Origin of the sequence: Paracoccus sp. J56, assembly GCF_019633685.1 — a bacterium.
In the GTDB taxonomy this organism is placed as follows: domain Bacteria; phylum Pseudomonadota; class Alphaproteobacteria; order Rhodobacterales; family Rhodobacteraceae; genus Paracoccus; species Paracoccus kondratievae.
In genome coordinates, this window is record NZ_JAFL01000001.1 from 175,632 (window position 1) to 195,127 (window position 19,496).

The following is a 19,496-nucleotide window of genomic DNA, read 5'->3' on the forward strand; positions in this document are numbered from 1 at the left end:
ACCGGCTTAGCAAACTCGTGCCTCACGCTCAAGAATATCCAGACCAAGGGCAGATTTGCCCGCGAAAGGCCACCGATGACCACTTCCCCAGCCCCGCAGAGCCGCTTCCGCGTGGCGCATCTGAACCCCCGGCAGCCGACCGAGTTCGCGTTGGCCCCAGATACCACCGCCCGCGATGCGCTGGCGGATGAGTTGGGAATCAATGCCCTGCCCCGGCTGCGCTTTTCCGGCAGCATTCGCGCCATCGCGAATGACAGTTGGGAGGTGACCGGGACGCTTTCGGCGCGCGTCGTACAACCCTGTGTGGTCACACTCGCTCCGGTGGCGACGAATCTGCAGGAAGAGGTCCACCGCCTGTTCTCGCCCCATGTCGATTCGCCCGAAGGCGAAGAGGTCGAGATGCCGGACGAGGATGTCGAACCCCTTGGCCAGTTCATCGACGTCGAGGCAATCATGGTCGAGGCGCTGACACTGGCTCTGCCTCTTTATCCCCGCGCCCGGGGGGCCGCTCTCGATGCCCCTGAACCCAAAGAAGAAAAAGAAGAGCCGCGCAAGCCCTTTGCCGGGCTTGCTGATTTGATTAAAGACTCGAAGAAGCGCCCGTAACCCATTCGGTACGTTGCTTTTCCTGCCAATCCGCCGGGATTTCCGGCCCAAGATTCAGCCGCGGCAACATTCCCTGCCCTAGGATATGATCGGCAGCCTTTTCGCCGGTCATGATCGAAGGGGCGTTGAGGTTGCCGTTGGTGATGCGCGGGAAAATCGAGCTGTCGGCAACCCGCAGCCCCTCGACGCCAATCACCCGCAATTCAGGATCAACGACCGCCATCGGGTCATCCGCCCGCCCCATCCGTGCCGTACCGCAAGGATGAAAAGCCGACTCTGCATGGTCGCGAATGAATGCATCGATCTGTTCGTCCGACACCACTGCCTCGCCGGGCTGGATCTCATAGCCCTTGTATTCGGCAAAGGCAGGCTGGGTGAAAATCTCGCGCGTCAGCCGAACGCAGGCACGGAATTCAGCCCAGTCGTCCGGGTGCGACATGTAGTTAAAGCGGATCTCGGGCGCCTCCTTGGGATCGGCCGATTTCAGCCGGATCGTGCCGCGCGATTTTGAACGCATCGGCCCGACATGGACCTGGAAACCATGCCCCTCGGCCGCTGCTTTCCCGTCATAACGCACGGCAAGCGGCAGGAAATGATACTGAATATCGGGATATTCGACCCCGGCGCGCGAACGGATAAAACCGCAGCTTTCAAACTGGTTCGAGGCGCCAAGCCCGGTCCCGGTCGCCATCCATTGCGCCCCGATCGAGCCCTTCCCCCAAAGGTTCCAGTGCTTGTAAAGCGTGACCGGCTTGGTCGCAGTATATTGCATGTAGATCTCAAGGTGATCCTGCAAGTTCGCACCAACGCCTGGGCGATCGGCAAGAACCTCAATTCCATGCTCGCGCAAATGCTCGGCCGGGCCGATACCCGACAGCATCAGCAACTTGGGCGTATTGATCGAGCTTGCTGAAAGTATCACTTCATGTTTTGCGCGGAATACATTGATACCGCGCGTATTTTTAACCTCAACACCAACCGCCCGGCCATCCTCGATAATAATCCGCTGAGCAAGGCCGCGCCGCAGGCGCAAAAGGCCGGTTTCCTGCGCCGGGCGCAGATAGGCATTGGCCGCCGACCAGCGCCGGCCCTCCCAGATCGTCGCCTCCATGGCGCCAAAGCCTTCCTGACGGGCGCCGTTGTAATCTTCGGTCATCGGATAGCCGGCTTCGCGTCCGGCACGGATGAATGCGTTAAACAGCGGGTTCTTGCGTGAACCACGCGTTACATGCAGCGGCCCCTCGGTGCCGCGATAATCGCTGACCGCCCCGTGCGAGGTTTCCATCCGTTTGAAATAGGGCAACACGTCGGCATAGGCCCAACCGTTCGCACCGCTTTCAGCCCAGAAATCATAATCCTTGGCATGGCCACGCACAAAAACCATGCCGTTGATCGAAGAGGACCCCCCGATCACCTTGCCGCGCGGGGTCACCAGCCGCCGCCCGCCCAGGTGCGGCTCAGGCTCGGTCGAAAAGCCCCAGTCATAGCGGCGCATGTTCATAGGATAGGACAGCGCCGCAGGCATCTGGATAAAGGGGCCGATGTCACTGCCGCCATATTCAATGATATCAACGCGCTTGCCCGCCATCACCAGGCGATAGGCCAGCGCGCAGCCGGCAGAACCTGCACCGACGATCACATAATCCGGGATCATGCCTGTCCCTCCTTGGCCAAACCTGCTGATTTCTTCCGTGTAAAAATATCCATGCCTGCGCGAGCACAGGCGCGACGCCGGTCAGTAAGGCGCATCAACCCCTCCCGTGCCGACATAGACGGACTTCAGTTGCGAATAATGCTCGATGGCCGCCGCCGAGTTCTCGCGCCCGATCCCGGACAGCTTGACCCCGCCAAAGGGCGCCTCTACCGGGGTCAGGTTATAGGCGTTGATCCAGGTCGTCCCTGCCTCAAGCGCCGCCGCAACCCGATGTCCGCGCGCCAGATCGCGGGTAAAGACCCCCGCTGCCAACCCGTAGGGTGAGGCATTGGCGCGCGCAACCGCCTCTTCCTCGGTCTCAAAAGACAGAACCGACATGACCGGCCCAAAGATTTCCTCGCGCACGATCCACATCTCGTCACTGGCATCGGCAAAGACTGTCGGCGGGATGAATGCCCCCTCGCCCGCGCCGCCGCAGACCAGCCGGGCGCCTTCCTCACGGCCGCGCTCGATTGCCGCGCGAATCTTGGCGGCCTGTGCCGGGCTGACGATAGGACCGTGCTGGGTTTCTTCATCCAAAGGATCGCCGATCCTGATCTTGCCCGCACGCTCGGCCAGCCGATCAAGGAATGCCGGCAGAATACCGCGCTGAACAAAGACACGCGTCCCGTTCGAACAGATCTGCCCCGAAGAGTAGAAGTTCGCCAGCATCGCCGCACCCACCGCATCATCAAGAGAGGCGTCGTCAAAAACGATCAGCGGCGACTTGCCGCCAAGCTCCATGGTGACATGGCGCATGCCCTCGGCTGCGGCGGCATAGACCTTTTGGCCCGTTGCGACCGATCCGGTCAGCGAAACCTTGGCCACACGCGGGTCCGTCACCAGTGCTGCACCCACAGCGCCGCGCCCTTGCACCACATTGAAAATGCCAGGGGGCAAGCCCGCCTCGGTCAAGATCTCGGCCAGTTTCAACGCGCCAAGCGGCGTTTCCTCGCTGGGTTTGAACACCATCGCATTGCCCATCGCCAACGCCGGCGCGGCTTTCCAACAGGCGATCTGGCTGGGATAATTCCACGCACCAATCCCGGCGCAGACCCCCAAGGCCTCGCGGATTGTATAAACGAAATCACCGCCAAGCGGGATCATCTGCCCGGTGACAGTGGGAGCAAGCCCGCCGAAATATTCCAGCGCATCCGCCCCCGAAGGCCAGTCAGCGACACGGGTTTCCTGAATGGGTTTGCCGGTATCCAGCGTCTCCAGCCGGGCCAGTTCTTCGGCACGCTCACGAATGATCGCAGCAGCGCGAATCAGCACCCGGCCACGCTCAACCGGGCGCAGGGCTGCCCATGCCGGCTGGGCTGCTGCTGCGGCGGCGGTGGCGCGGGCAACCTGATCGCGGCTCGCCTCGCGCAGGGTGGCAATCGTCTCGCCGGTATAGGGATAGTGAACGGGCAGCGCCTCGCCCTCACCCTCGACATAGGCGCCGTCGATATAGAGGCTCGCCTGCGGTTGCGCGTCATGGCTCATGGCAGCACCTTTTCCAGATAGTCCAATGTCATACGTTCAGCGACGGCGGCATTCGCGTCATTCGAAAGCGCCGCGCGCAGATAAAGCCCGTCGATCAGCGCCCCAAGAGTACGGGTAATGCGCCTGGCCCCCTCGCCCGCCAGAGGCCGCAGCGCCACCATCAGGTTCGAGTTGAGCCGCCGGTGATAGACGCGCAAAAGGCGCGCCGCTTCGGGTTCGACCAGCGCCAGCGCGTAAAAATTCAGCCAGGCGGCAATGGTGTCGCGTTCAAAGTTCACACTGTCGAAACTGGCCGCCACGATGGCGTTCAGACGCTCACGCGGGACTGTCGCCCCACGCAGCGCCGCGCGGGTCGCAAGGCCATATTGCGTCAGGATATGTCGCATTGCGGCGAGAAAGATCCGCTCTTTCGAACCGAAATAGTGATGGGCCAGCGCCGAGGACATCCCAGCCTCGCGCGCAATCTGCGCCACGGTCACATCAAGCGAGCCCGCTCGCCCCACTGTGACGATAGCGGCGTTGATTAATGCGGCCTTTCGGATAGGTTCTGCACCAACTTTGGGCATGCTCAGGATACCATTTCGCCGTTCGGCTTCAAAATTCGCGTGGAAGACCCGCATCTGGCAGATCTTTGATTGACTCGTCAATCAATAAAAGCCTTAATTGACGCACCAGTCAACAAACCAGGGAGAACAAGATGACATTTCGCCGCACCACCGCCGCCCTTGCTGCCGGGCTCGTAGCTTCGCTCGCCACGGCAGGAACGGCAGCGGCAGAAGAACCCGCCGAGTGCCGCAAGATCGTCTTTTCGGATGTCGGCTGGACCGATATCAGCGCCACCACGGCGCTGGCGTCAAACGTCCTGCAAGCACTGGGATATGAGACCGAGACCAAGATCCTGTCCCTGCCCGTCACCTATACGGCCATGGCCAAGGATGACGTGGACGTCTTTCTGGGCAACTGGATGCCCAGTCAGGAAAACGATATCAAACCTTATCGCGACGCCGGCACGGTCGAGGTGCTGCGCTCAAACCTGACCGGGGCGAAATATACGCTGGCGACCAACAAGGCCGGCGCCGAACTCGGCATCGACGATTTCAGCAAGATCGCCGCTCATAAGGACGCGCTGGACGGCAAGATCTATGGGATCGAGCCCGGCAATGACGGCAACCGCCTGCTGCTGGAAATGGTAGCCGAGAACAAATTTGACCTTGGCACTTTCGAAGTGGTCGAAAGCAGCGAACAAGGGATGCTGGCCCAGGTCGCCCGTGCCGACAGTTCGGGCAAACCGGTGGTCTTTCTGGGCTGGGAGCCGCATCCGATGAACACTCAGTTCCAGATGACCTATCTGGGCGGCGGAGATGATGTCTTTGGCCCCGATTTCGGCGGTGCCCGTGTCGATACCAATATCCGCGCCGGCTATGTCGAGAAATGTCCCAATGTGGGCAAATTCCTGCAAAACCTCGAATTCACCCTGCCGATGGAAAGCGAGGTCATGGGCCTGATCCTGAACGACGGTTCCGATCCCATGAAAGCGGCCAGCACATGGCTGAAGGCGAACCCCGATGCGGCCAAACCCTGGCTTGAGGGTGTGACCACCGTTGATGGCGGCGATGCCATTGCGGCGCTGGAAGCGGCCCTGTCCAAGTAAGGGACGGCAGGGCGGGCCCCGTCTCCCTGGCCGCCCTGCCCCGCCTTTACTACTATTCTTCATCCACCCTTGCCGGGAGTTCCCGCCCGAGCCACACTGTCGCAGCCTGATTTTTCAGGGCGGCGTCCGGGCGTCTGATCATCCCCGTTGGCAGAAAGAAAGGGACGCATGGACCAACTGACCGCATATCTGACCGACACAAAGATCCCGGTGGGCAAGACCGCCAAGGCGATCTTTGACTGGCTGAACGCCCATGCCGCGGTGGTCTTCAACTTCATCTCACGAGTGCTTGACGGGCTGATCAACGGCATTCTGCATGCGCTTGAATTCCCCCATCCGCTGATCTTTACGCTGCTGGCTGTAGCCCTGACCTGGGTCCTGCAACGCAGCTGGAAGACCTGCCTGCTGGTCGCTCTGGGCTTTCTCTTTATCCTGAACCAAGGGTATTGGGATCCGACGATGCAATCGCTGACGCTGGTGCTGTCGGCCTGCGTGGTTTGCATGGCAATCGGCGTACCCATGGGTATCGCTGCCGCACATCGGCCCCGGCTTTACGCATGGATGCGCCCGGTTCTGGACCTGATGCAGACGCTGCCGACCTTTGTCTATCTGATCCCCGCCATCGTCTTTTTCGGCATCGGCATGGTGCCCGGCCTGATCGCCACGGTGATCTTTGTACTGCCTGCGCCGATCCGGCTGACCCATCTGGGCATCAGCTCGACACCACAATCACTGGTCGAGGCAGGCACCGCCTTTGGCGCAACCCCCCGCCAGCTTCTGTGGAAAGTCGAACTGCCCTCGGCCCTGCCCCAGATCATGGCCGGCCTGAACCAGACCATCATGCTGTCGCTTTCCATGGTCGTCATCGCGGCGCTTGTCGGCGCCTCGGGTCTGGGCGTGCCGGTGGTACGGGCGCTTAACAGCGTGAACACCGCGCTGGGTTTTGAAAGCGGCTCCATCATCGTGGTGGTCGCCATCATGCTGGACCGCATGTTGCGGGTAAGGGAACGCGATGACTGAGGGGATGACGAAAGACATGCAAGCCGCCCGCAATGCCGTCGAATTCGACAATGTAAATATCGTCTTTGGGGACTCGCCCCAGGCTGCTCTGCCGCTGATGGATCAGGGGCTTGATCGCGGCCCGATCAAAACCGCAACCGGTCAGGTGCTTGGCGTGCACAACTGCTCGCTTACCGTGCGCGAGGGCGAAATCCTTGTGCTCATGGGCCTGTCCGGCTCGGGCAAATCCACGCTTTTGCGGGCAGTGAACGGGCTTAACGCGGTTTGCCGCGGCGAGGTGCGGATCTGGGACGGGGACCGCATGGCCTCGGTCACGAAAGCCTCGGGGGCCGAACTGCGGCGACTGCGGCGCGAACGTATCGCCATGGTGTTTCAACAGTTCGGCCTGTTGCCCTGGCGCACGGTGCGCGAAAATGTCGGGCTGGGGCTGGAACTGGCGGGCATCCCGGTCTCCGAACGCCGCAAGCGCGTCGATGCGCAGCTTGCGACCGTCGGCCTTACTGAATGGGCCGAACGCAAGGTCGGTGATCTGTCGGGTGGGATGCAACAGCGCGTCGGCCTTGCCCGCGCCTTTGCAACCGAAGCGCCGATCCTGCTGATGGACGAGCCTTTTTCGGCGCTTGATCCGCTGATCCGCAACCGGCTGCAAGATGAGCTGCTGGAACTGCAGGAACGTTTCCGCCGCACGATCATCTTTGTCAGCCATGACCTTGATGAAGCGTTCCGTATCGGCAACCGCATTGCGCTGATGGAGGGCGGCCGCATCGTTCAGGTCGGCACCGCGCGCGAAATCATCGCCAATCCGGTCGACGCCTATGTCGAGGACTTCGTAGCCCATATGAACCCTCTGGCAGTGCTGACAGCCGAGGACGTGGCCGAAGGCGGCGACGCCCCGGGTCAGCCCCTCGACCGCGAAACCCCGGTGCGCGAAATCATCCAGCACATGACCGAGACCGAGGCAGATGCCCTGCCCCTGCAGGGCGGCGGACGGGTGACGCGGCAAGGGATCATGTCGCGGCTGGTCGCCCAGCCCGGCAAAGGCGGCGGGGCTGTCGAGCATTAAGACCGCCCTTGGCGGCGCGATTGTGGGGGCATGTTCAGCTTTCCCGCGTCGCGCCCGCCAAAGGTGTGATCGCGCGCTGACGCAACCGCGCCTCGCGCCAGGTGATATAGCTGATCGCACCGATCATGATCGCGCCACCGAGCAGCACCCAGATCTCGACCGGCTCGCCAAAGGCCAGCGCCCCAAGCAGGCTGGCCCAGATCAGCTGCAAAAAGGTTATCGGCTGGGTGACTGTCAGCGGCGCAGCGACAAAGGCGCGGGTCATCGCATAATGCCCGGCCGTCGCAAAAACCGCCGTGCAGGCCAGCACAGCATATTGCACCAGCGTCGGCTGTATCCAGACCAGGGCCGCAATCGGTGCAAGACCGACGCAGACTGTCAGCGACATCATCGCTACGACTACGGTTGCCGGCACCAGCTCTGACAACCGCTTCGCCACCAGATAAGAAGAACCAAAGGTCAGCGCCGCACCAAGCTGGGCGAAATGCCCCGATTCAAGCGCGCGAAAGCCGGGGCGCAGCACAATCATCGCCCCCGCCAGCGCCACACCGATGGCCAGCCCCCGCCGCCAGGAAATCCGCTCTCCCATCAGCAGGGCCGCGCCCAGCGTCACCATGATCGGGTTTAAGAAACCAATGGCGGTGACCTCGGCCACCGGGATCCGAGCCATGGCATAGAACCACAGGATCACCGCCACAACATGCAGCGCCCCGCGCAGGGTGAACAGCGCCCAGACACGCGGCGCAAAACCCTGTCGCAGCGCCGGCCACAGTACCGGGATCAGGAACAACAGGCCAAAGGCAAAGCGGATAAAGGCGTTTTCAGCAGCGGGCAGGTCCTGCCCCAGCCAGCGCACCGTACCATTGACACCGACAAAGCACAGGCCAGCTGTCAGCATCCACAGGATACCCGACAACTCGCTGCGAGTGACTTGAGAAAGCCTGATCATCCGGCCAGCCTTGCCCTCTAAGACGGGGCAGCGCAAGGCTCAGCCGTTAAGGATCAGCCCCAGCGCAATTGACCACATGATGACCCCCACCAGCGCGTCAAGCACCCTCCACGCGACCGGGCGCGCAAACAGCGGGGACAACCAACGCGCGCCATAGCCAAGCGCGAAAAAGAACAGCACCGAGCCCGAGGCAGCCCCGAACGCAAAGCCCGCCTTGCTATCCCATGAAGCCGAGACCGAGCCCAGCAGCACCACAGTGTCCAGCCAGACATGAGGATTCAGCCAGGTCAGCCCTGCCAGCACCAGCAGCGTGGCCCCCAGCCCGGCCGCCCTTCCCGACCCGGCTTGCAAGGCCTCGCCACCCCGCCATGCGGCACGAAAGGCACGCGCGCCATAGATGATCAGAAAAGCCGCCCCACCCCAGCGCATGGCCTGCAAAAACCACGGCGCCCGGGCAGCAAGCGCCCCTGCCCCCATCACCCCTGCAACGATCAGGATGGCGTCCGAAAGCGCGCAGAATGCGCAGGTCGCCAGCACATGCCGGCGCATCAGCCCCTGTTTCAGCACAAAGGCATTCTGCGCCCCGATGGCAACAATCAGCGACAGCCCGGTTCCCAGACCGGCAAGATAGGCACTCATGGTTTTCTCCTTTGTGCCCGTTGTCTTGCTCCAAGGCTGTTGTTCAGGCAAACTCAAAATCCTTATGTAGATTCAGGTATTCTAATGATGGACTACGCGGCCCTGTCCGCCCTTGCCGAAATCATCCGCCGCGGCAGTTTCGAAGCGGCGGCAGCGGCACTGGGCGTAACGCCCTCAGCCGTGTCGCAGCGCATCAAAGGGCTGGAAGAGCGGCTGGGACAGGTGCTCATCCATCGCGGACCACCCGCGACAGGGACCGAAACAGGTTTGCGACTGATGCAGCATCTGGATCAGGTGCGACTGTTGGAAAGCACACTCGCGGCCAGTCTGCGCCCGGCTGGCGGGCCGGCGGTGCTGCGGCTTGCGGTGAACGCCGACAGTCTTGCGACCTGGTTTCTGCCCGTGCTGACGGCGCTGCCCTTGCTTTACGATCTGGTGGTCGATGATCAGGACCATGCCCGCGACTGGTTGCGGCAGGGCCAGGTCTCGGGCGCGATTTCATCCGAGCCGGTACCGGTACCGGGTTGTGACGCAATCGCCTTGGGAAATATGCGCTATCTCGCATTGGCAACACCCGATTTCATCGCCCGCTATTTCCCCGACGGCGTGACCGAGGCCAGCCTGCGCACCGCCCCGGCCATCATCTTTAATGCCAAGGATGCGCTGCAATCGCGCTGGGTACAGCTTGCCACCGGCCGCAGGCTGCATGTCCCGGGCCACCTGATCCCGGCATCCGAGCCCTTTGCCCGCGCGGTCGAGCTTGGCCTTGGCTGGGGCATGATTCCCGAAACCATGGCTGAGTTGGCGCTACGTGCAGGCCGCATGCAGCCTTTGCGCCCTGATCTGCCGCTGGACGTGCCGCTGTACTGGCATGTGCAGCGCGCCATGGCCCCGGCACTCGCCCCTCTGACCGCCGAGATAAGAAAAAGGGCCGCAGCAGACCTGCGACCCTGATCCGTTTTGACTTTCCGACGCAGGGAAAGGATCAAAGCTGGGCGGCGACATCCTCGGGAATGTCAAAATTCCCGGTGACGTTCTGGACGTCGTCGTCGTCTTCCAGCGCCTCGATCAGCTTCATCAGCTTCTGGGCGGTTTCCAGATCGACCTCGGTCGGGGCCTGCGGTTTCCAGATCAGCTTGGAGTGTTCAGATTCGCCAAGACTGGCCTCAAGCGCCTGCGAGACTTCGGCCAGATCGGTATCCGAGGTGTAGATCCAGTGGCCATCTTCATCGCTTTCGACGTCCTCGGCCCCGGCCTCTATCGCGGCCATCATCACCGTATCGGCGTCCCCTGCTTCGGGCTTGTAAAAGATCTCGCCCTTGCGATCGAACATGAAGCTGACCGAGCCGGTCTGACCCAGATCGCCGCCATGTTTGGTGAAATAGCTGCGCACATTCGATGCGGTGCGGTTGCGGTTGTCCGTCATCGCCTCGACGATGATGGCGATGCCGTTCGGGCCGTAACCTTCGTAACGGATTTCGTCATAGTTCTCGGCGTCGCCGCCTTGCGATTTCTTGATCGCGCGCTCGATCACGTCCTTGGGGACCGAGTTCGTCTTGGCCTCTTTGACCGCAAGCCGCAGACGCGGGTTCTTTTCCGGGTCGGGATCGCCCATCTTAGCGGCGACGGTGATCTCTTTGGCCAGCTTTGAGAACAGCTTCGAGCGGATCGCATCCTGCCGCCCCTTGCGGTGCTGGATGTTCGCCCATTTGGAATGGCCTGCCATGGTTCTGTCCAAATCCTGTGGATGTATTGCAGGCGCTTTTAGTCAGCACTCCCCAGTCCTGCAAGCTTTTGCCTTAGCGCGGCCAGCACATATAACCGCAGCGCGGTGGCAAGCCCCACTTCGGGCGGGCGCGCAGCGTCGATTTCAGCAATCAGCATGGCGGTAGTGCGCTGGCTCTCACGGGCCAGATCGCGCAGCTCGCGCCAGAACCCCTCTTCCAGACTGACCGAGGTGCGATGCCCGCCAATGGTGACCGAGCGTTTGACCGGGGCCGTCAGGACCGGCAGCAACAGCGGCGGCCGATCAGTCATTGGCGTCCTCTGGCCGGTCGCGGCGATGCTGGTCAAGATGACGGGCCATACGTTCGGCCGCCTGTTCTTCGGCCAGCCGGGCCGCCTTGCTGCGACCGAATTTCGCTGCGTTCTCTTCACCCTGACGACGCGCAGCCGCACGGGCGGCGGTTTTACGCGCCGCCCGCAGGTTGATGACCTTGCCGGAATCCGGGCTGGTCAATTTCAGTCTTCCGGGCCGATCATCTGCTCGGGGCGGACGATCCGGTCAAAGGTTTCGCCATCGACAAAGCCCAGGTTGATCGCCTCTTCGCGCAGAGTGGTGCCGTTCTTATGCGCGGTCTTGGCCACCTTGGTCGCATTGTCATAGCCGATGGTCGGAGCCAGCGCCGTCACCAGCATCAGCGATTCCTTCATCAGCTTGTCGATGCGGGCGATATTCGCCTGCGTGCCGACGACCATATTATCGGTAAAGGACGAGGCTGCATCGCCCAGCAGCTGCATGCTTTGCAGGACGTTGTAGCTCATCATCGGGTTATAGACGTTCAGTTCGAAATGGCCCTGGCTGCCGGCAAAACCGACGGCAGCATCATTGCCCATCACATGCGCGCAGACCATGGTCAGGGCCTCGGCCTGTGTGGGGTTCACCTTGCCCGGCATGATCGACGAGCCGGGCTCGTTCTCGGGCAGGATCAGTTCGCCCAGACCCGAGCGCGGCCCCGAACCCAGCAGGCGCATGTCGTTGGCGATCTTGAACAGTGATGCCGCCACCGTCTTGAGCGCGCCCGAGAACATGACCATCGCGTCATGGGCCGCCAAAGCCTCGAACTTGTTCGGGGCGGTGACAAAGGGCAGGCCCGAGATCTCGGCGATCTTGGCCGCGATGGACGTGTCCCAGCCCTTTTTCGTGTTCAGCCCGGTGCCGACCGCCGTACCGCCCTGCGCCAGTTCATAGATATCGCCAAGCGCGGCTTTCACACGCTCGATCCCTTTGGCGACCTGGTGGGCGTAGCCGCCGAATTCCTGACCCAGCGTCAGCGGCGTCGCATCCTGGGTGTGGGTGCGGCCGATCTTGATGATGTCCTTGAACTCCTCGGCCTTGGCGACCAGCGCCTTGTGCAGCTTTTCCAGACCGGGCAGCAGCACGTCACGTGCCTGAAGGGCGATGGCCACATGCATGGCCGTCGGGAAGGTGTCGTTCGACGACTGCCCCATGTTCACATGGTCATTCGGGTGAACAGGCTTTTTCGAACCCATCTCGCCGCCAAGGATTTCGATGGCGCGGTTGCTGATGACCTCGTTGGCGTTCATGTTCGACTGGGTGCCCGAACCGGTCTGCCAGACGACCAGCGGGAAGTTGTCGTCAAACTTGCCTGCAACCACTTCCGAGGCAGCTTGCACCATGGCCTTGCCGATCGCCGGGTCCAGCTTGCCCATGGCCATGTTCACCTCGGCCGCGGCCTGTTTGATGATGCCCAGCGCCCGGATGATCGGCACAGGCTGTTTTTCCCAGCCGATCGGAAAGTTCAGGATCGAACGCTGCGTCTGCGCCCCCCAGTACTTGTCGGCAGGAACCTCCAGCGGGCCGAAGCTGTCGGTTTCGGTGCGGGTCTTGGTCATGTCGGATACCCCTTGCGATTTTGCCGGCCTTGTAGCCCCGAAGCGCCAGATTCGCAAATAGTATGCGAAAGTATGCAGTTAGCGCTCACGCTCCCTGACGAAAGATATAGACGCGGGCTGGGGGCAAATTCGCCCAGATTCTAGGGCTTTTCACATGGGTCAGGTTAAAGCGCGCCCGCACCACCTCGGACAGCGGGGGCCGCGGACCATAGGTGATCTGCACGAAAGGCGCGCCCCGTTTCATCCTCGACAATGCCGCACCTACGATTGCCGCTTGCAATGCATCAGGCATCAGCAACGTCGGCACGCCCGAGATCACTGCATCCAGTTCCCGGTACCCGACGTTGACCATCTCTTGCGCAGGCAGGTTGTGGACAACGGTACGGGGAAAGCGTTGGCGCAGCCGGTCGCAGAACGCGGCGTTCAGCTCATAAAGCTCCAGCCGTTCAGGGGACAGGCCCGATGCAAGAATGGCGCGGGTGATCGTGCCGGTGCCTGCGCCGATTTCGGCCACGGCCTCCATCTGCCGGGTGACGGGCCGCGCCATCTCATTCGCGGCTGCGCGCCCGGTTGGAACGATGGCACGGATTTCAGAGGGACGGCGAAGGAATTGGCCAAGAAACAGCGACAGATCGGACAAGCGGAAACCTCCTGCTAGCAAGCCGGTCTCCGCCTTTATTACCTAGCCGTTACAGTGATGTGACGTTCAGGCTGGTGCGGAATCATTTGCGCCATTTGTCGAGGCTGACCACCTCGGCACCGCCCTTTGGAGTATCGTCATCGGGCTTTTCGGGGGTGGCCTCTTCGGCCTCTTCCTCTTCATCCTCGTCTTCTTCGTGGTTTTCAAACCGCAGGCCGAATTCGACCGAGGGGTCCACAAAGGTCCGCAGGGCGTCAAAGGGGATGTAAAGCGGCTCGGGCGAGTTGCCAAAGTTCAGCGTGACGCTGAACCCATCCGGCGTTACCGAGAGGTTGTCAAACCAGTGCTGCAACACAATGGTCATTTCCTCGGGGTAACGCTCGCGCAGCCAGTCAGCCATCTGCACGTCCGAATCGCGGGTGTCGAAAGTGATAAAGAAATGATGCTCACCGGGCAGCCCCTCACGCGCCACCGAGTCCAGCACATCCGCAATCAGCCGCTGCATGGCCCGATGCATCATTCCGCCGTAATCTATTCCGCGTGCCATGGCGTCCTCCGTCGTGCTTGGGGGCCAGCATAGGGAATTGGGACGGCTTGAAAAGCCCCTAGCGACAACCTCAGCGTGGCAAACGCTGTCGCCGTTCACGCCTGCAGGCGGCGGAAAACCTGTAGCAAGGCAGTACTTGCGCGGATCGAAAAAATTCTGGGATATCAGAGAGAAGATGGCGCGGTTGACGGGGCTCGAACCCGCGACCCCCGGCGTGACAGGCCGGTACTCTAACCAACTGAGCTACAACCGCGCATCGTTTCGGCGATATATGTGGTGGTGGCGCGGTTGACGGGGCTCGAACCCGCGACCCCCGGCGTGACAGGCCGGTACTCTAACCAACTGAGCTACAACCGCGCAGACCACTTTCCCCGGATCGCCGTCCGGGGTGCGAGGGGGTTTACGCATGGGGGCGCGTGGCGTCAAGGCCGATCTTGTGCAAAAAACAAATGGGCGCCCCGAAAGGCGCCCCGCTTTGTGTCAGAAAAGGTGTGCGGCCTTACTTTCGCACGGTCTTTATGTCGAAATCGGGCAGCGCCTCGAGCTCGGCTTTGGTGTAATTGGTGGCAAAGAACGTGTCATTGCCGATGGTCACCAGATGGATCGCATCCTTGCCAAGCAGCACTTTCTTGGCACCGATTCCCAAAAAGCCCCCGATATCGGCGATATAGCCGACGACCTGGCCCGAATCATCCAGCACGATATCGTTCACCTTGGCGATGTCCTGCCATTCGGCCGGACGCTCTTCGACCGCAGGATCAACCCATTCGGTGGTCGAGGGCTGGTTGGTGGTCCAGATGCGACGGCTGGTCAGCCAGCTCGACAACACGCCGGGATCAGCCTCGGAAATCGCGGGCGGATTGACGTCGGGCGGAGCGACCACAGCCTCGGCAGCCGCTTCTCCCGCGGCAGCAGCGTCGTCCGCAGCAGTGGCGGCGGCGTCAGCGGCGCTATCAGCCGCCGCAGCAGCATCCTCGGCCGCATCAGTGGCGGCATCCGCAGCCGCATCGCCCATCCCGGTCGCGGCATCCGCAGCGTCATTCGCAGCATCGGCGGCCGCGTCACCCGCCTCGGCCGCAGCGTCGGCGGCGGCATCCGCAGCCTGACCCGCGGCATCGCCTGCCTCGGCCGCCGCTTCAGCAGCAGCCCCGGCAGCATCGTCTGCCGCATCGGCTGCGGCAGCGCCAGCGTCTTCGGCGGCCTGCATGGCCTGATCAGCAGCATTCTCGGCTGCGGTAGCGGCGTCCTGAGCCTGCTCGGCCGGGGTCACGGGCGGCGTCGCCGGTTCGGTTTGCGCAAAGGCAGGACCGGCAAGGGCCAGCGTGGTGGCAGCAATGACAAGAGGTTTCATGGACGTTGTCCTTTCCGGTTGTCGTTGTCTCGAACGGCGCACGCGCCGTCATTACGTTCGTCCAACGCCCCTGTCAGAGGCATCGTTCCCCCCAGAGTGGTGCTGGAATGATCACAAGGCGGAAATCCGCCCGTGAGCGGTGGCGTCACCCGGTCCCGTTTTAGCGACGGCGCGGATGGCTGATGCGACCACCGCAAACCGGCCCGGGTGCACCCGTGGTGCCAGGACCCGAGGTCGGCAGCCCCCGCAACACCCGCACTGCGAGCCAGCCAAAGGCCTGCGCCTCAAGCATGTCCCCGTCGAGCCCCGCGACCTCGACCGGCGCGACATGGGCAGGCAGCCTTGCAGATAGCGCCGCCATCATCGCCGCATTGTGACGCCCGCCACCGCAGACAAGCACCCGTTCCACCGGGGTCAGCGCCGCCAGCCCCGCCGCCACCGCCGCCGCCGCCGCATGGGTCAGGGTCGCCGCCGCATCGGCATCCGAAAGCCCCGCGACCTCGGCCACAAGAGCGGGAAAGGCGTCGCGATCAAGCGATTTGGGCACCGGTCGGGCAAAATAGGGATCGCACAGGAAACGGGCGATAACCTCTTCGTCGGGCGTGCCTTGCAACGCAAGCTGACCGCCCTCATCCCTTGCCAGCCCGTGACGGGCGCGCATCAGGTCATTTATTGGCGCATTGGCGGGGCCGGTATCAAAGGCAATACAGGCCCCCGGTGCCTCGGGCGATGCAGCGGCTGGATCAACCAGTGTCAGGTTGCCGACGCCGCCAAGGTTCAGAAACGCAACCGGCGCGCGCGGCAAAAGCCCCTGCCCCATTGCCCATTCCGCGCAGGCCCAGTGGAAAAAGGGGGCAAGCGGCGCGCCTTCGCCGCCCTGTCGCACGTCCTCGGAACGGAAATCCCACACCACGGGCCGGTCAAGCAGTTGCGCGAGTGCCGCGCCGTCTCCGGCCTGATGTGTGCCACGACCGCCCGGATCATGGGCAAGCGTCTGGCCGTGATAGCCGACCAGCTCGGCCTCGGGAAAGGTTTCGGCCAAGGCCGCATGGGCCGCAACGGACAGCGCAGCGGCCTCGGCCACATCAGGCCCGCCCGGCCATTGCCCAAGCGCGGCGTGAAGCAACCCCGCCTCATTATCCGAATAACCGCGCCACGTGCTGCGACCAAAACCAGCGATACGCTGACCGTCCGTTTCGATCACCGCCGCATCCACCCCGTCAAGCGAGGTTCCCGACATCATCCCCAGCGCCCGGATCATCGCGCTTTCCCTTCGCTGTTTCCCCCGGTATATCCGCGCCAGTGGAAAGGAACAGCCCATGACATATCGTGCCAAATCCGATTTTCTTAACGTGATGATCGAGCGTGGCTATCTGGCAGACTGCACCGACCTGCAGGCGCTGGATGAGGCCCTGATCAACGGAGCGGTGACGGCATATATCGGCTATGACGCGACCGCGGCCAGCCTGCATGTCGGGCACCTGCTGAACATCATGATGCTGCGCTGGTTCCAGAAAACCGGCAACCGTCCGATCACCCTGATGGGCGGCGGCACCACCAAGATCGGCGACCCGAGCTTTCGCTCGGAAGAGCGTCCTTTGCTGACGCCCACTCAGATTGATGAGAACATCGCCGGTATGAAGCAGGTCTTTGCCCGCTACCTCGATTATGGCGAGGGGCGCGCGATGATGCTCAACAACGCCGAGTGGCTGGATAGTCTGAACTACCTCGATTTCCTGCGCGACATCGGCCGGCATTTCAGCGTGAACCGGATGCTGTCGTTCGAATCGGTCAAGTCCCGGCTTGACCGCGAACAGTCGCTAAGCTTCCTCGAATTCAACTACATGATCCTGCAGGCCTATGACTTTCTTGAACTGCACCGCCGCTATGGCTGCCGGCTGCAGATGGGCGGCTCGGATCAGTGGGGCAATATCGTCAACGGGATCGACCTGACCCGCAGGGTGCTCGACGCCGAGATCTGGGGCCTGACCTCGCCGCTGCTGACCACCTCGGACGGGCGCAAGATGGGCAAGTCGGCGGGCGGGGCTGTCTGGCTGAATGGCGCGATGCTGTCGCCCTATGAGTTCTGGCAGTTCTGGCGCAACACCACCGATGCCGATGTCGGCCGCTTCCTTAAGCTTTATACCGAGCTGCCGGTGGATGAGTGCAACCGTCTGGGCGCGCTGTCCGGGTCGGAAATCAACGCCGCCAAGATCATCCTTGCCAATGAGGTGACGACGCTGCTGCACGGGGCCGAGGCCGCCGCCAGCGCCGAAGCCACCGCACGTCAGGTCTTTGAACAGGGTGGCGCCGGCGGCGATCTTGAGGTGGTGACGGTCAGCCCCGACGCTCTGGCGGCCGGGCTGACGGTGGTGCAGCTGCTGACCCAGACCGGCATCACCACCTCGGGCAAAGAGGCCAAGCGCCTGATCGCCGAAGGCGGGCTGCGGCTGAACAACGAGGCTGTCTCGGACCCCTTGCTTGCGGTTGACGCGGCGCTGATCGGGGATGGGCTCAAGGTCTCGGTCGGCAAGAAAAAGCACCGTATGGTGCAAATGGGATAACCCAAAAGGCCGGCAGAAACGCCGGCCTTTTTCATCACCCCGCCCTTAGCCCGCCTGCCAGACCCGCACCGCCTCAAGCGGCCAGACCAGCATCAGCACATTCAGGATCAGCCCGTCGCGGATCAGCCAGGTAGTCAGCGCCTCGAACCCCAGAACCAGCAGGACCGAGACCCAGACCGGCAAGCGCGAGGCCAGCATAAAGCCCAGCACCATCGCCAGAATATCCGCGACCGAGTTCAGCACGCTGTCGCCATAATAATCGAGCGAGATGGTCACCGAGCGATAGCGTTCGATGATCGCATCCGAGTTCTCGACCAGCTCCCATGCCGCTTCGACCAGCGTGGCGATGGCCAGTCTCCAGCCAAAGCTGATCCGGCGCGCAACCAGCCATAGTCCCGCATAGAACAAGATGCCGTGGATGATATGAGAGGGCGTGTACCAATCCGCGATATGCTGCGAATTTTCAGAGGTCATGGTCTGGCCATACCACAGCTTGATATGGCCACATTTGCAGATCGGCTCGCGTCCGATCCACAGTAACCAGGCCGCAGCCAGAAGGATGATGAAAAAGGTGGCCCAGTAAGGGGCAAGGCGGCGTGTAAACATAAAGGAAACTCAAATCATTCTCGCGGGCCGCTGTCCATGGGGTGAATCGCGACGCCTCAGCCTGCGCGCAGCGCCGCCGCCATCACCCTGTCCAGCGCCTGCAAAAAGCGCGCCCGCTCGGGCTTGCCAAAACTTCCGCCCCGACCCTGATGAAAGGGATCGGCGGCGCGGATATCCTGCATCAGATCGCGCGTCGCCAGCCTGGGACCGATATTCGTCGCGGTCAGCACCTCGCCGTCGTGCAGCACCACCTGCGCCCCGGCCTTAATGCAGCGATCCGCCAAAGGCAGGTCAGAGGTCACCACCACATCGCCCCGCCCACAATGCGAGGCGATCCACCGGTCCGCTGCGTCCAGCCCTTCTGACACGATCACAAGCGAGACGAGCGGATTGGCCGGAGGCCGCAATCCGCCATTGCAGACCAGCACCATTGGCACGCGCAGCCGGGTTGCGACCCGTTCGGCCTCGGCCTTGACCGGGCAAGCGTCGGCATCAATGTAAAGCGTCGTCAACGGGCTCTCCGTTCAGAGGAAATGGGGTCTCTGCCCTGCGCCTCAGGCGGCGCGATGGCGGTTTCGGGCGATTGCCGTGATGCAGCCGAGGTTTCTCACGCCTTCTTTGCCTGCAAAAGATAGGTCATGGGGATCGGCGCCTCTCACCCCTCATAAATGTCATATCCGGGTTCCCGTATCGAGTGTCCGAATTCCTTTAGTGACGTGATAGCCAGTCCGGCCCCGGCACAGGCGTCACGATTTCGCCAAGCGTATGTCAAAACCAGTAACCAGTGGCACCAGCGCCATGATCTATGCCGTCATATGAGATCAGGCCGTCCTCTTTGATCGGGTCTTTATGGAAATAGCAGATAGCAGGCTCATGCAGCATGGCGCTGTCTGGGTCGAACATTTGCATGGCAGGGTGGGTTTCATAAATTACCAGATGGCCACCCGGAGAAAGAAGCTTGGCGACGATCTGAAAAAACCATCAAGGGCGGGAATCCAGTTCAGCACGCCAATTGCGATCAGAACCAGATCAAAGGTGCCGAT

22 protein-coding genes and 2 tRNA genes are annotated in these 19,496 nt (G+C 62.3%); 6 read left to right on the forward strand and 18 right to left on the reverse strand.

Annotation, left to right across the window (positions count from 1 at the left end; genetic code table 11):
• The first annotated feature begins 75 nt into the window (after window positions 1-75).
• Window positions 76-606 carry a YceD family protein gene (locus M511_RS00840; protein ID WP_010392549.1) on the forward strand — a complete coding sequence of 177 codons (531 nt, stop codon included), beginning with the start codon at window positions 76-78 and terminating at the stop codon, window positions 604-606.
• On the opposite strand, the gene betA is transcribed toward M511_RS00840, so the two are convergent.
• The 3 genes from betA to betI form a co-directional block, all read right to left on the reverse strand.
• The gene (gene betA / locus M511_RS00845) at window positions 581-2,260 is read right to left on the reverse strand and encodes a choline dehydrogenase (RefSeq protein ID WP_010392550.1); all 1,680 of its coding nucleotides are present in this window, start codon (window positions 2,258-2,260) and stop codon (window positions 581-583) included. The genes M511_RS00840 and betA overlap by 26 nt on opposite strands.
• Before the next feature lie 81 nt (window positions 2,261-2,341).
• Window positions 2,342-3,787: a betaine-aldehyde dehydrogenase gene (betB, locus tag M511_RS00850; protein ID WP_010392553.1), complete on the reverse strand. Its 1,446-nt coding sequence runs from the start codon at window positions 3,785-3,787 to the stop codon at window positions 2,342-2,344.
• Window positions 3,784-4,353, reverse strand: a complete 570-nt coding sequence (betI, locus tag M511_RS00855; protein ID WP_029371329.1) for a transcriptional regulator BetI — start codon at window positions 4,351-4,353, stop codon at window positions 3,784-3,786. The genes betB and betI overlap by 4 nt, the downstream gene beginning before the upstream one ends.
• A gap of 131 nt (window positions 4,354-4,484) precedes the next feature.
• Here betI and M511_RS00860 point away from each other — a divergent pair, with 131 nt between their 5' ends.
• The 3 genes from M511_RS00860 to choV all read left to right on the forward strand — a co-directional run bounded on the left by M511_RS00860 (window position 4,485) and on the right by choV (window position 7,521).
• A complete protein-coding gene (locus M511_RS00860) occupies window positions 4,485-5,438 on the forward strand; it encodes a choline ABC transporter substrate-binding protein (protein ID WP_010392557.1) in 954 nt (317 codons plus the stop codon).
• A gap of 168 nt (window positions 5,439-5,606) precedes the next feature.
• Complete coding sequence (gene choW / locus M511_RS00865) at window positions 5,607-6,458, forward strand: choline ABC transporter permease subunit (RefSeq protein WP_010392559.1); 852 nt, start codon at window positions 5,607-5,609, stop codon at window positions 6,456-6,458.
• Window positions 6,451-7,521 carry a choline ABC transporter ATP-binding protein gene (choV, locus tag M511_RS00870; RefSeq protein WP_240547493.1) on the forward strand — a complete coding sequence of 357 codons (1,071 nt, stop codon included), beginning with the start codon at window positions 6,451-6,453 and terminating at the stop codon, window positions 7,519-7,521. The genes choW and choV overlap by 8 nt, the downstream gene beginning before the upstream one ends.
• A 34-nt stretch (window positions 7,522-7,555) precedes the next feature.
• Here choV and M511_RS00875 read toward each other — a convergent pair whose 3' ends face one another.
• Window positions 7,556-8,470, reverse strand: coding sequence for a DMT family transporter (locus tag M511_RS00875; RefSeq protein WP_029371332.1), 915 nt, complete (start codon window positions 8,468-8,470; stop codon window positions 7,556-7,558).
• A 39-nt stretch (window positions 8,471-8,509) separates the two neighbouring features.
• Window positions 8,510-9,109, reverse strand: coding sequence for a LysE/ArgO family amino acid transporter (locus tag M511_RS00880; protein ID WP_085501114.1), 600 nt, complete (start codon window positions 9,107-9,109; stop codon window positions 8,510-8,512).
• Window positions 9,110-9,193: 84 nt separating this feature from the next.
• Here M511_RS00880 and M511_RS00885 point away from each other — a divergent pair, with 84 nt between their 5' ends.
• The gene (locus tag M511_RS00885) at window positions 9,194-10,063 is read left to right on the forward strand and encodes a LysR family transcriptional regulator ArgP (protein WP_085501115.1); all 870 of its coding nucleotides are present in this window, start codon (window positions 9,194-9,196) and stop codon (window positions 10,061-10,063) included.
• Between the two features lie 31 nt (window positions 10,064-10,094).
• Here M511_RS00885 and M511_RS00890 read toward each other — a convergent pair whose 3' ends face one another.
• From M511_RS00890 to M511_RS00935, 10 genes are all read right to left on the reverse strand, one after another.
• The gene (locus M511_RS00890) at window positions 10,095-10,835 is read right to left on the reverse strand and encodes a YebC/PmpR family DNA-binding transcriptional regulator (RefSeq protein WP_010392569.1); all 741 of its coding nucleotides are present in this window, start codon (window positions 10,833-10,835) and stop codon (window positions 10,095-10,097) included.
• Window positions 10,836-10,873: 38 nt separating this feature from the next.
• On the reverse strand, window positions 10,874-11,146 hold the full coding sequence (locus tag M511_RS00895) for a ribbon-helix-helix domain-containing protein (RefSeq protein WP_010392570.1): 273 nt from the start codon (window positions 11,144-11,146) through the stop codon (window positions 10,874-10,876).
• Complete coding sequence (locus M511_RS00900) at window positions 11,139-11,348, reverse strand: DUF4169 family protein (RefSeq protein WP_010392572.1); 210 nt, start codon at window positions 11,346-11,348, stop codon at window positions 11,139-11,141. The genes M511_RS00895 and M511_RS00900 overlap by 8 nt, the downstream gene beginning before the upstream one ends.
• Before the next feature lie 2 nt (window positions 11,349-11,350).
• Window positions 11,351-12,745 (reverse strand): class II fumarate hydratase, encoded by a 1,395-nt coding sequence (fumC, locus tag M511_RS00905; protein ID WP_010392574.1) that lies wholly within the window; start codon window positions 12,743-12,745, stop codon window positions 11,351-11,353.
• 85 nt (window positions 12,746-12,830) lie between these two features.
• Window positions 12,831-13,385, reverse strand: a complete 555-nt coding sequence (locus M511_RS00910) for a class I SAM-dependent methyltransferase (protein WP_085501116.1) — start codon at window positions 13,383-13,385, stop codon at window positions 12,831-12,833.
• 82 nt (window positions 13,386-13,467) lie between these two features.
• Window positions 13,468-13,932: an SspB family protein gene (locus M511_RS00915; protein WP_029371339.1), complete on the reverse strand. Its 465-nt coding sequence runs from the start codon at window positions 13,930-13,932 to the stop codon at window positions 13,468-13,470.
• Window positions 13,933-14,108: 176 nt separating this feature from the next.
• Window positions 14,109-14,185: transfer RNA gene (locus M511_RS00920), tRNA-Asp, on the reverse strand.
• Between the two features lie 27 nt (window positions 14,186-14,212).
• Window positions 14,213-14,289, reverse strand: a tRNA-Asp gene (locus tag M511_RS00925).
• A 142-nt stretch (window positions 14,290-14,431) separates the two neighbouring features.
• Window positions 14,432-15,283, reverse strand: a complete 852-nt coding sequence (locus tag M511_RS00930; protein ID WP_085501117.1) for a PRC-barrel domain-containing protein — start codon at window positions 15,281-15,283, stop codon at window positions 14,432-14,434.
• Between the two features lie 160 nt (window positions 15,284-15,443).
• Entirely contained in the window at window positions 15,444-16,544 is a 1,101-nt protein-coding gene (locus tag M511_RS00935; RefSeq protein ID WP_085501118.1) for an anhydro-N-acetylmuramic acid kinase, read from the reverse strand.
• Window positions 16,545-16,602: 58 nt separating this feature from the next.
• Between M511_RS00935 and tyrS the strand changes: the two genes are divergently transcribed.
• Complete coding sequence (gene tyrS, locus M511_RS00940) at window positions 16,603-17,847, forward strand: tyrosine--tRNA ligase (RefSeq protein ID WP_010392584.1); 1,245 nt, start codon at window positions 16,603-16,605, stop codon at window positions 17,845-17,847.
• A gap of 45 nt (window positions 17,848-17,892) precedes the next feature.
• On the opposite strand, the gene M511_RS00945 is transcribed toward tyrS, so the two are convergent.
• From M511_RS00945 to M511_RS19105, 3 genes are all read right to left on the reverse strand, one after another.
• Window positions 17,893-18,453 carry a DUF2585 domain-containing protein gene (locus M511_RS00945; protein ID WP_085501119.1) on the reverse strand — a complete coding sequence of 187 codons (561 nt, stop codon included), beginning with the start codon at window positions 18,451-18,453 and terminating at the stop codon, window positions 17,893-17,895.
• Between the two features lie 56 nt (window positions 18,454-18,509).
• Complete coding sequence (locus tag M511_RS00950; RefSeq protein WP_085501120.1) at window positions 18,510-18,965, reverse strand: YaiI/YqxD family protein; 456 nt, start codon at window positions 18,963-18,965, stop codon at window positions 18,510-18,512.
• Window positions 18,966-19,221: 256 nt separating this feature from the next.
• Window positions 19,222-19,362, reverse strand: coding sequence for a hypothetical protein (locus M511_RS19105; protein WP_240547494.1), 141 nt, complete (start codon window positions 19,360-19,362; stop codon window positions 19,222-19,224).
• Window positions 19,363-19,496: the final 134 nt, after the last annotated feature.

Excerpts from the sequence above, each read along its gene's own strand:
- M511_RS00890 (WP_010392569.1), bottom strand. The coding sequence starts at position 10,835 with ATGGCAGGCCATTCCAAATGGGCGAACATCCAGCACCGCAAGGGGCGG.
- betA (WP_010392550.1), bottom strand. The coding sequence starts at position 2,260 with ATGATCCCGGATTATGTGATCGTCGGTGCAGGTTCTGCCGGCTGCGCG.
- M511_RS00895 (WP_010392570.1), bottom strand. The coding sequence starts at position 11,146 with ATGACTGATCGGCCGCCGCTGTTGCTGCCGGTCCTGACGGCCCCGGTC.
- betB (WP_010392553.1), bottom strand. The coding sequence starts at position 3,787 with ATGAGCCATGACGCGCAACCGCAGGCGAGCCTCTATATCGACGGCGCC.
- choV (WP_240547493.1), top strand. The coding sequence starts at position 6,451 with ATGACTGAGGGGATGACGAAAGACATGCAAGCCGCCCGCAATGCCGTC.
- choW (WP_010392559.1), top strand. The coding sequence starts at position 5,607 with ATGGACCAACTGACCGCATATCTGACCGACACAAAGATCCCGGTGGGC.
- M511_RS00945 (WP_085501119.1), bottom strand. The coding sequence starts at position 18,453 with ATGTTTACACGCCGCCTTGCCCCTTACTGGGCCACCTTTTTCATCATC.
- M511_RS00840 (WP_010392549.1), top strand. The coding sequence starts at position 76 with ATGACCACTTCCCCAGCCCCGCAGAGCCGCTTCCGCGTGGCGCATCTG.
- M511_RS00880 (WP_085501114.1), bottom strand. The coding sequence starts at position 9,109 with ATGAGTGCCTATCTTGCCGGTCTGGGAACCGGGCTGTCGCTGATTGTT.
- tyrS (WP_010392584.1), top strand. The coding sequence starts at position 16,603 with ATGACATATCGTGCCAAATCCGATTTTCTTAACGTGATGATCGAGCGT.
- M511_RS00860 (WP_010392557.1), top strand. The coding sequence starts at position 4,485 with ATGACATTTCGCCGCACCACCGCCGCCCTTGCTGCCGGGCTCGTAGCT.
- M511_RS00935 (WP_085501118.1), bottom strand. The coding sequence starts at position 16,544 with ATGATCCGGGCGCTGGGGATGATGTCGGGAACCTCGCTTGACGGGGTG.
- betI (WP_029371329.1), bottom strand. The coding sequence starts at position 4,353 with ATGCCCAAAGTTGGTGCAGAACCTATCCGAAAGGCCGCATTAATCAAC.
- fumC (WP_010392574.1), bottom strand. The coding sequence starts at position 12,745 with ATGACCAAGACCCGCACCGAAACCGACAGCTTCGGCCCGCTGGAGGTT.
- M511_RS19105 (WP_240547494.1), bottom strand. The coding sequence starts at position 19,362 with ATGCAAATGTTCGACCCAGACAGCGCCATGCTGCATGAGCCTGCTATC.
- M511_RS00915 (WP_029371339.1), bottom strand. The coding sequence starts at position 13,932 with ATGGCACGCGGAATAGATTACGGCGGAATGATGCATCGGGCCATGCAG.
- M511_RS00930 (WP_085501117.1), bottom strand. The coding sequence starts at position 15,283 with ATGAAACCTCTTGTCATTGCTGCCACCACGCTGGCCCTTGCCGGTCCT.
- M511_RS00885 (WP_085501115.1), top strand. The coding sequence starts at position 9,194 with ATGATGGACTACGCGGCCCTGTCCGCCCTTGCCGAAATCATCCGCCGC.
- M511_RS00875 (WP_029371332.1), bottom strand. The coding sequence starts at position 8,470 with ATGATCAGGCTTTCTCAAGTCACTCGCAGCGAGTTGTCGGGTATCCTG.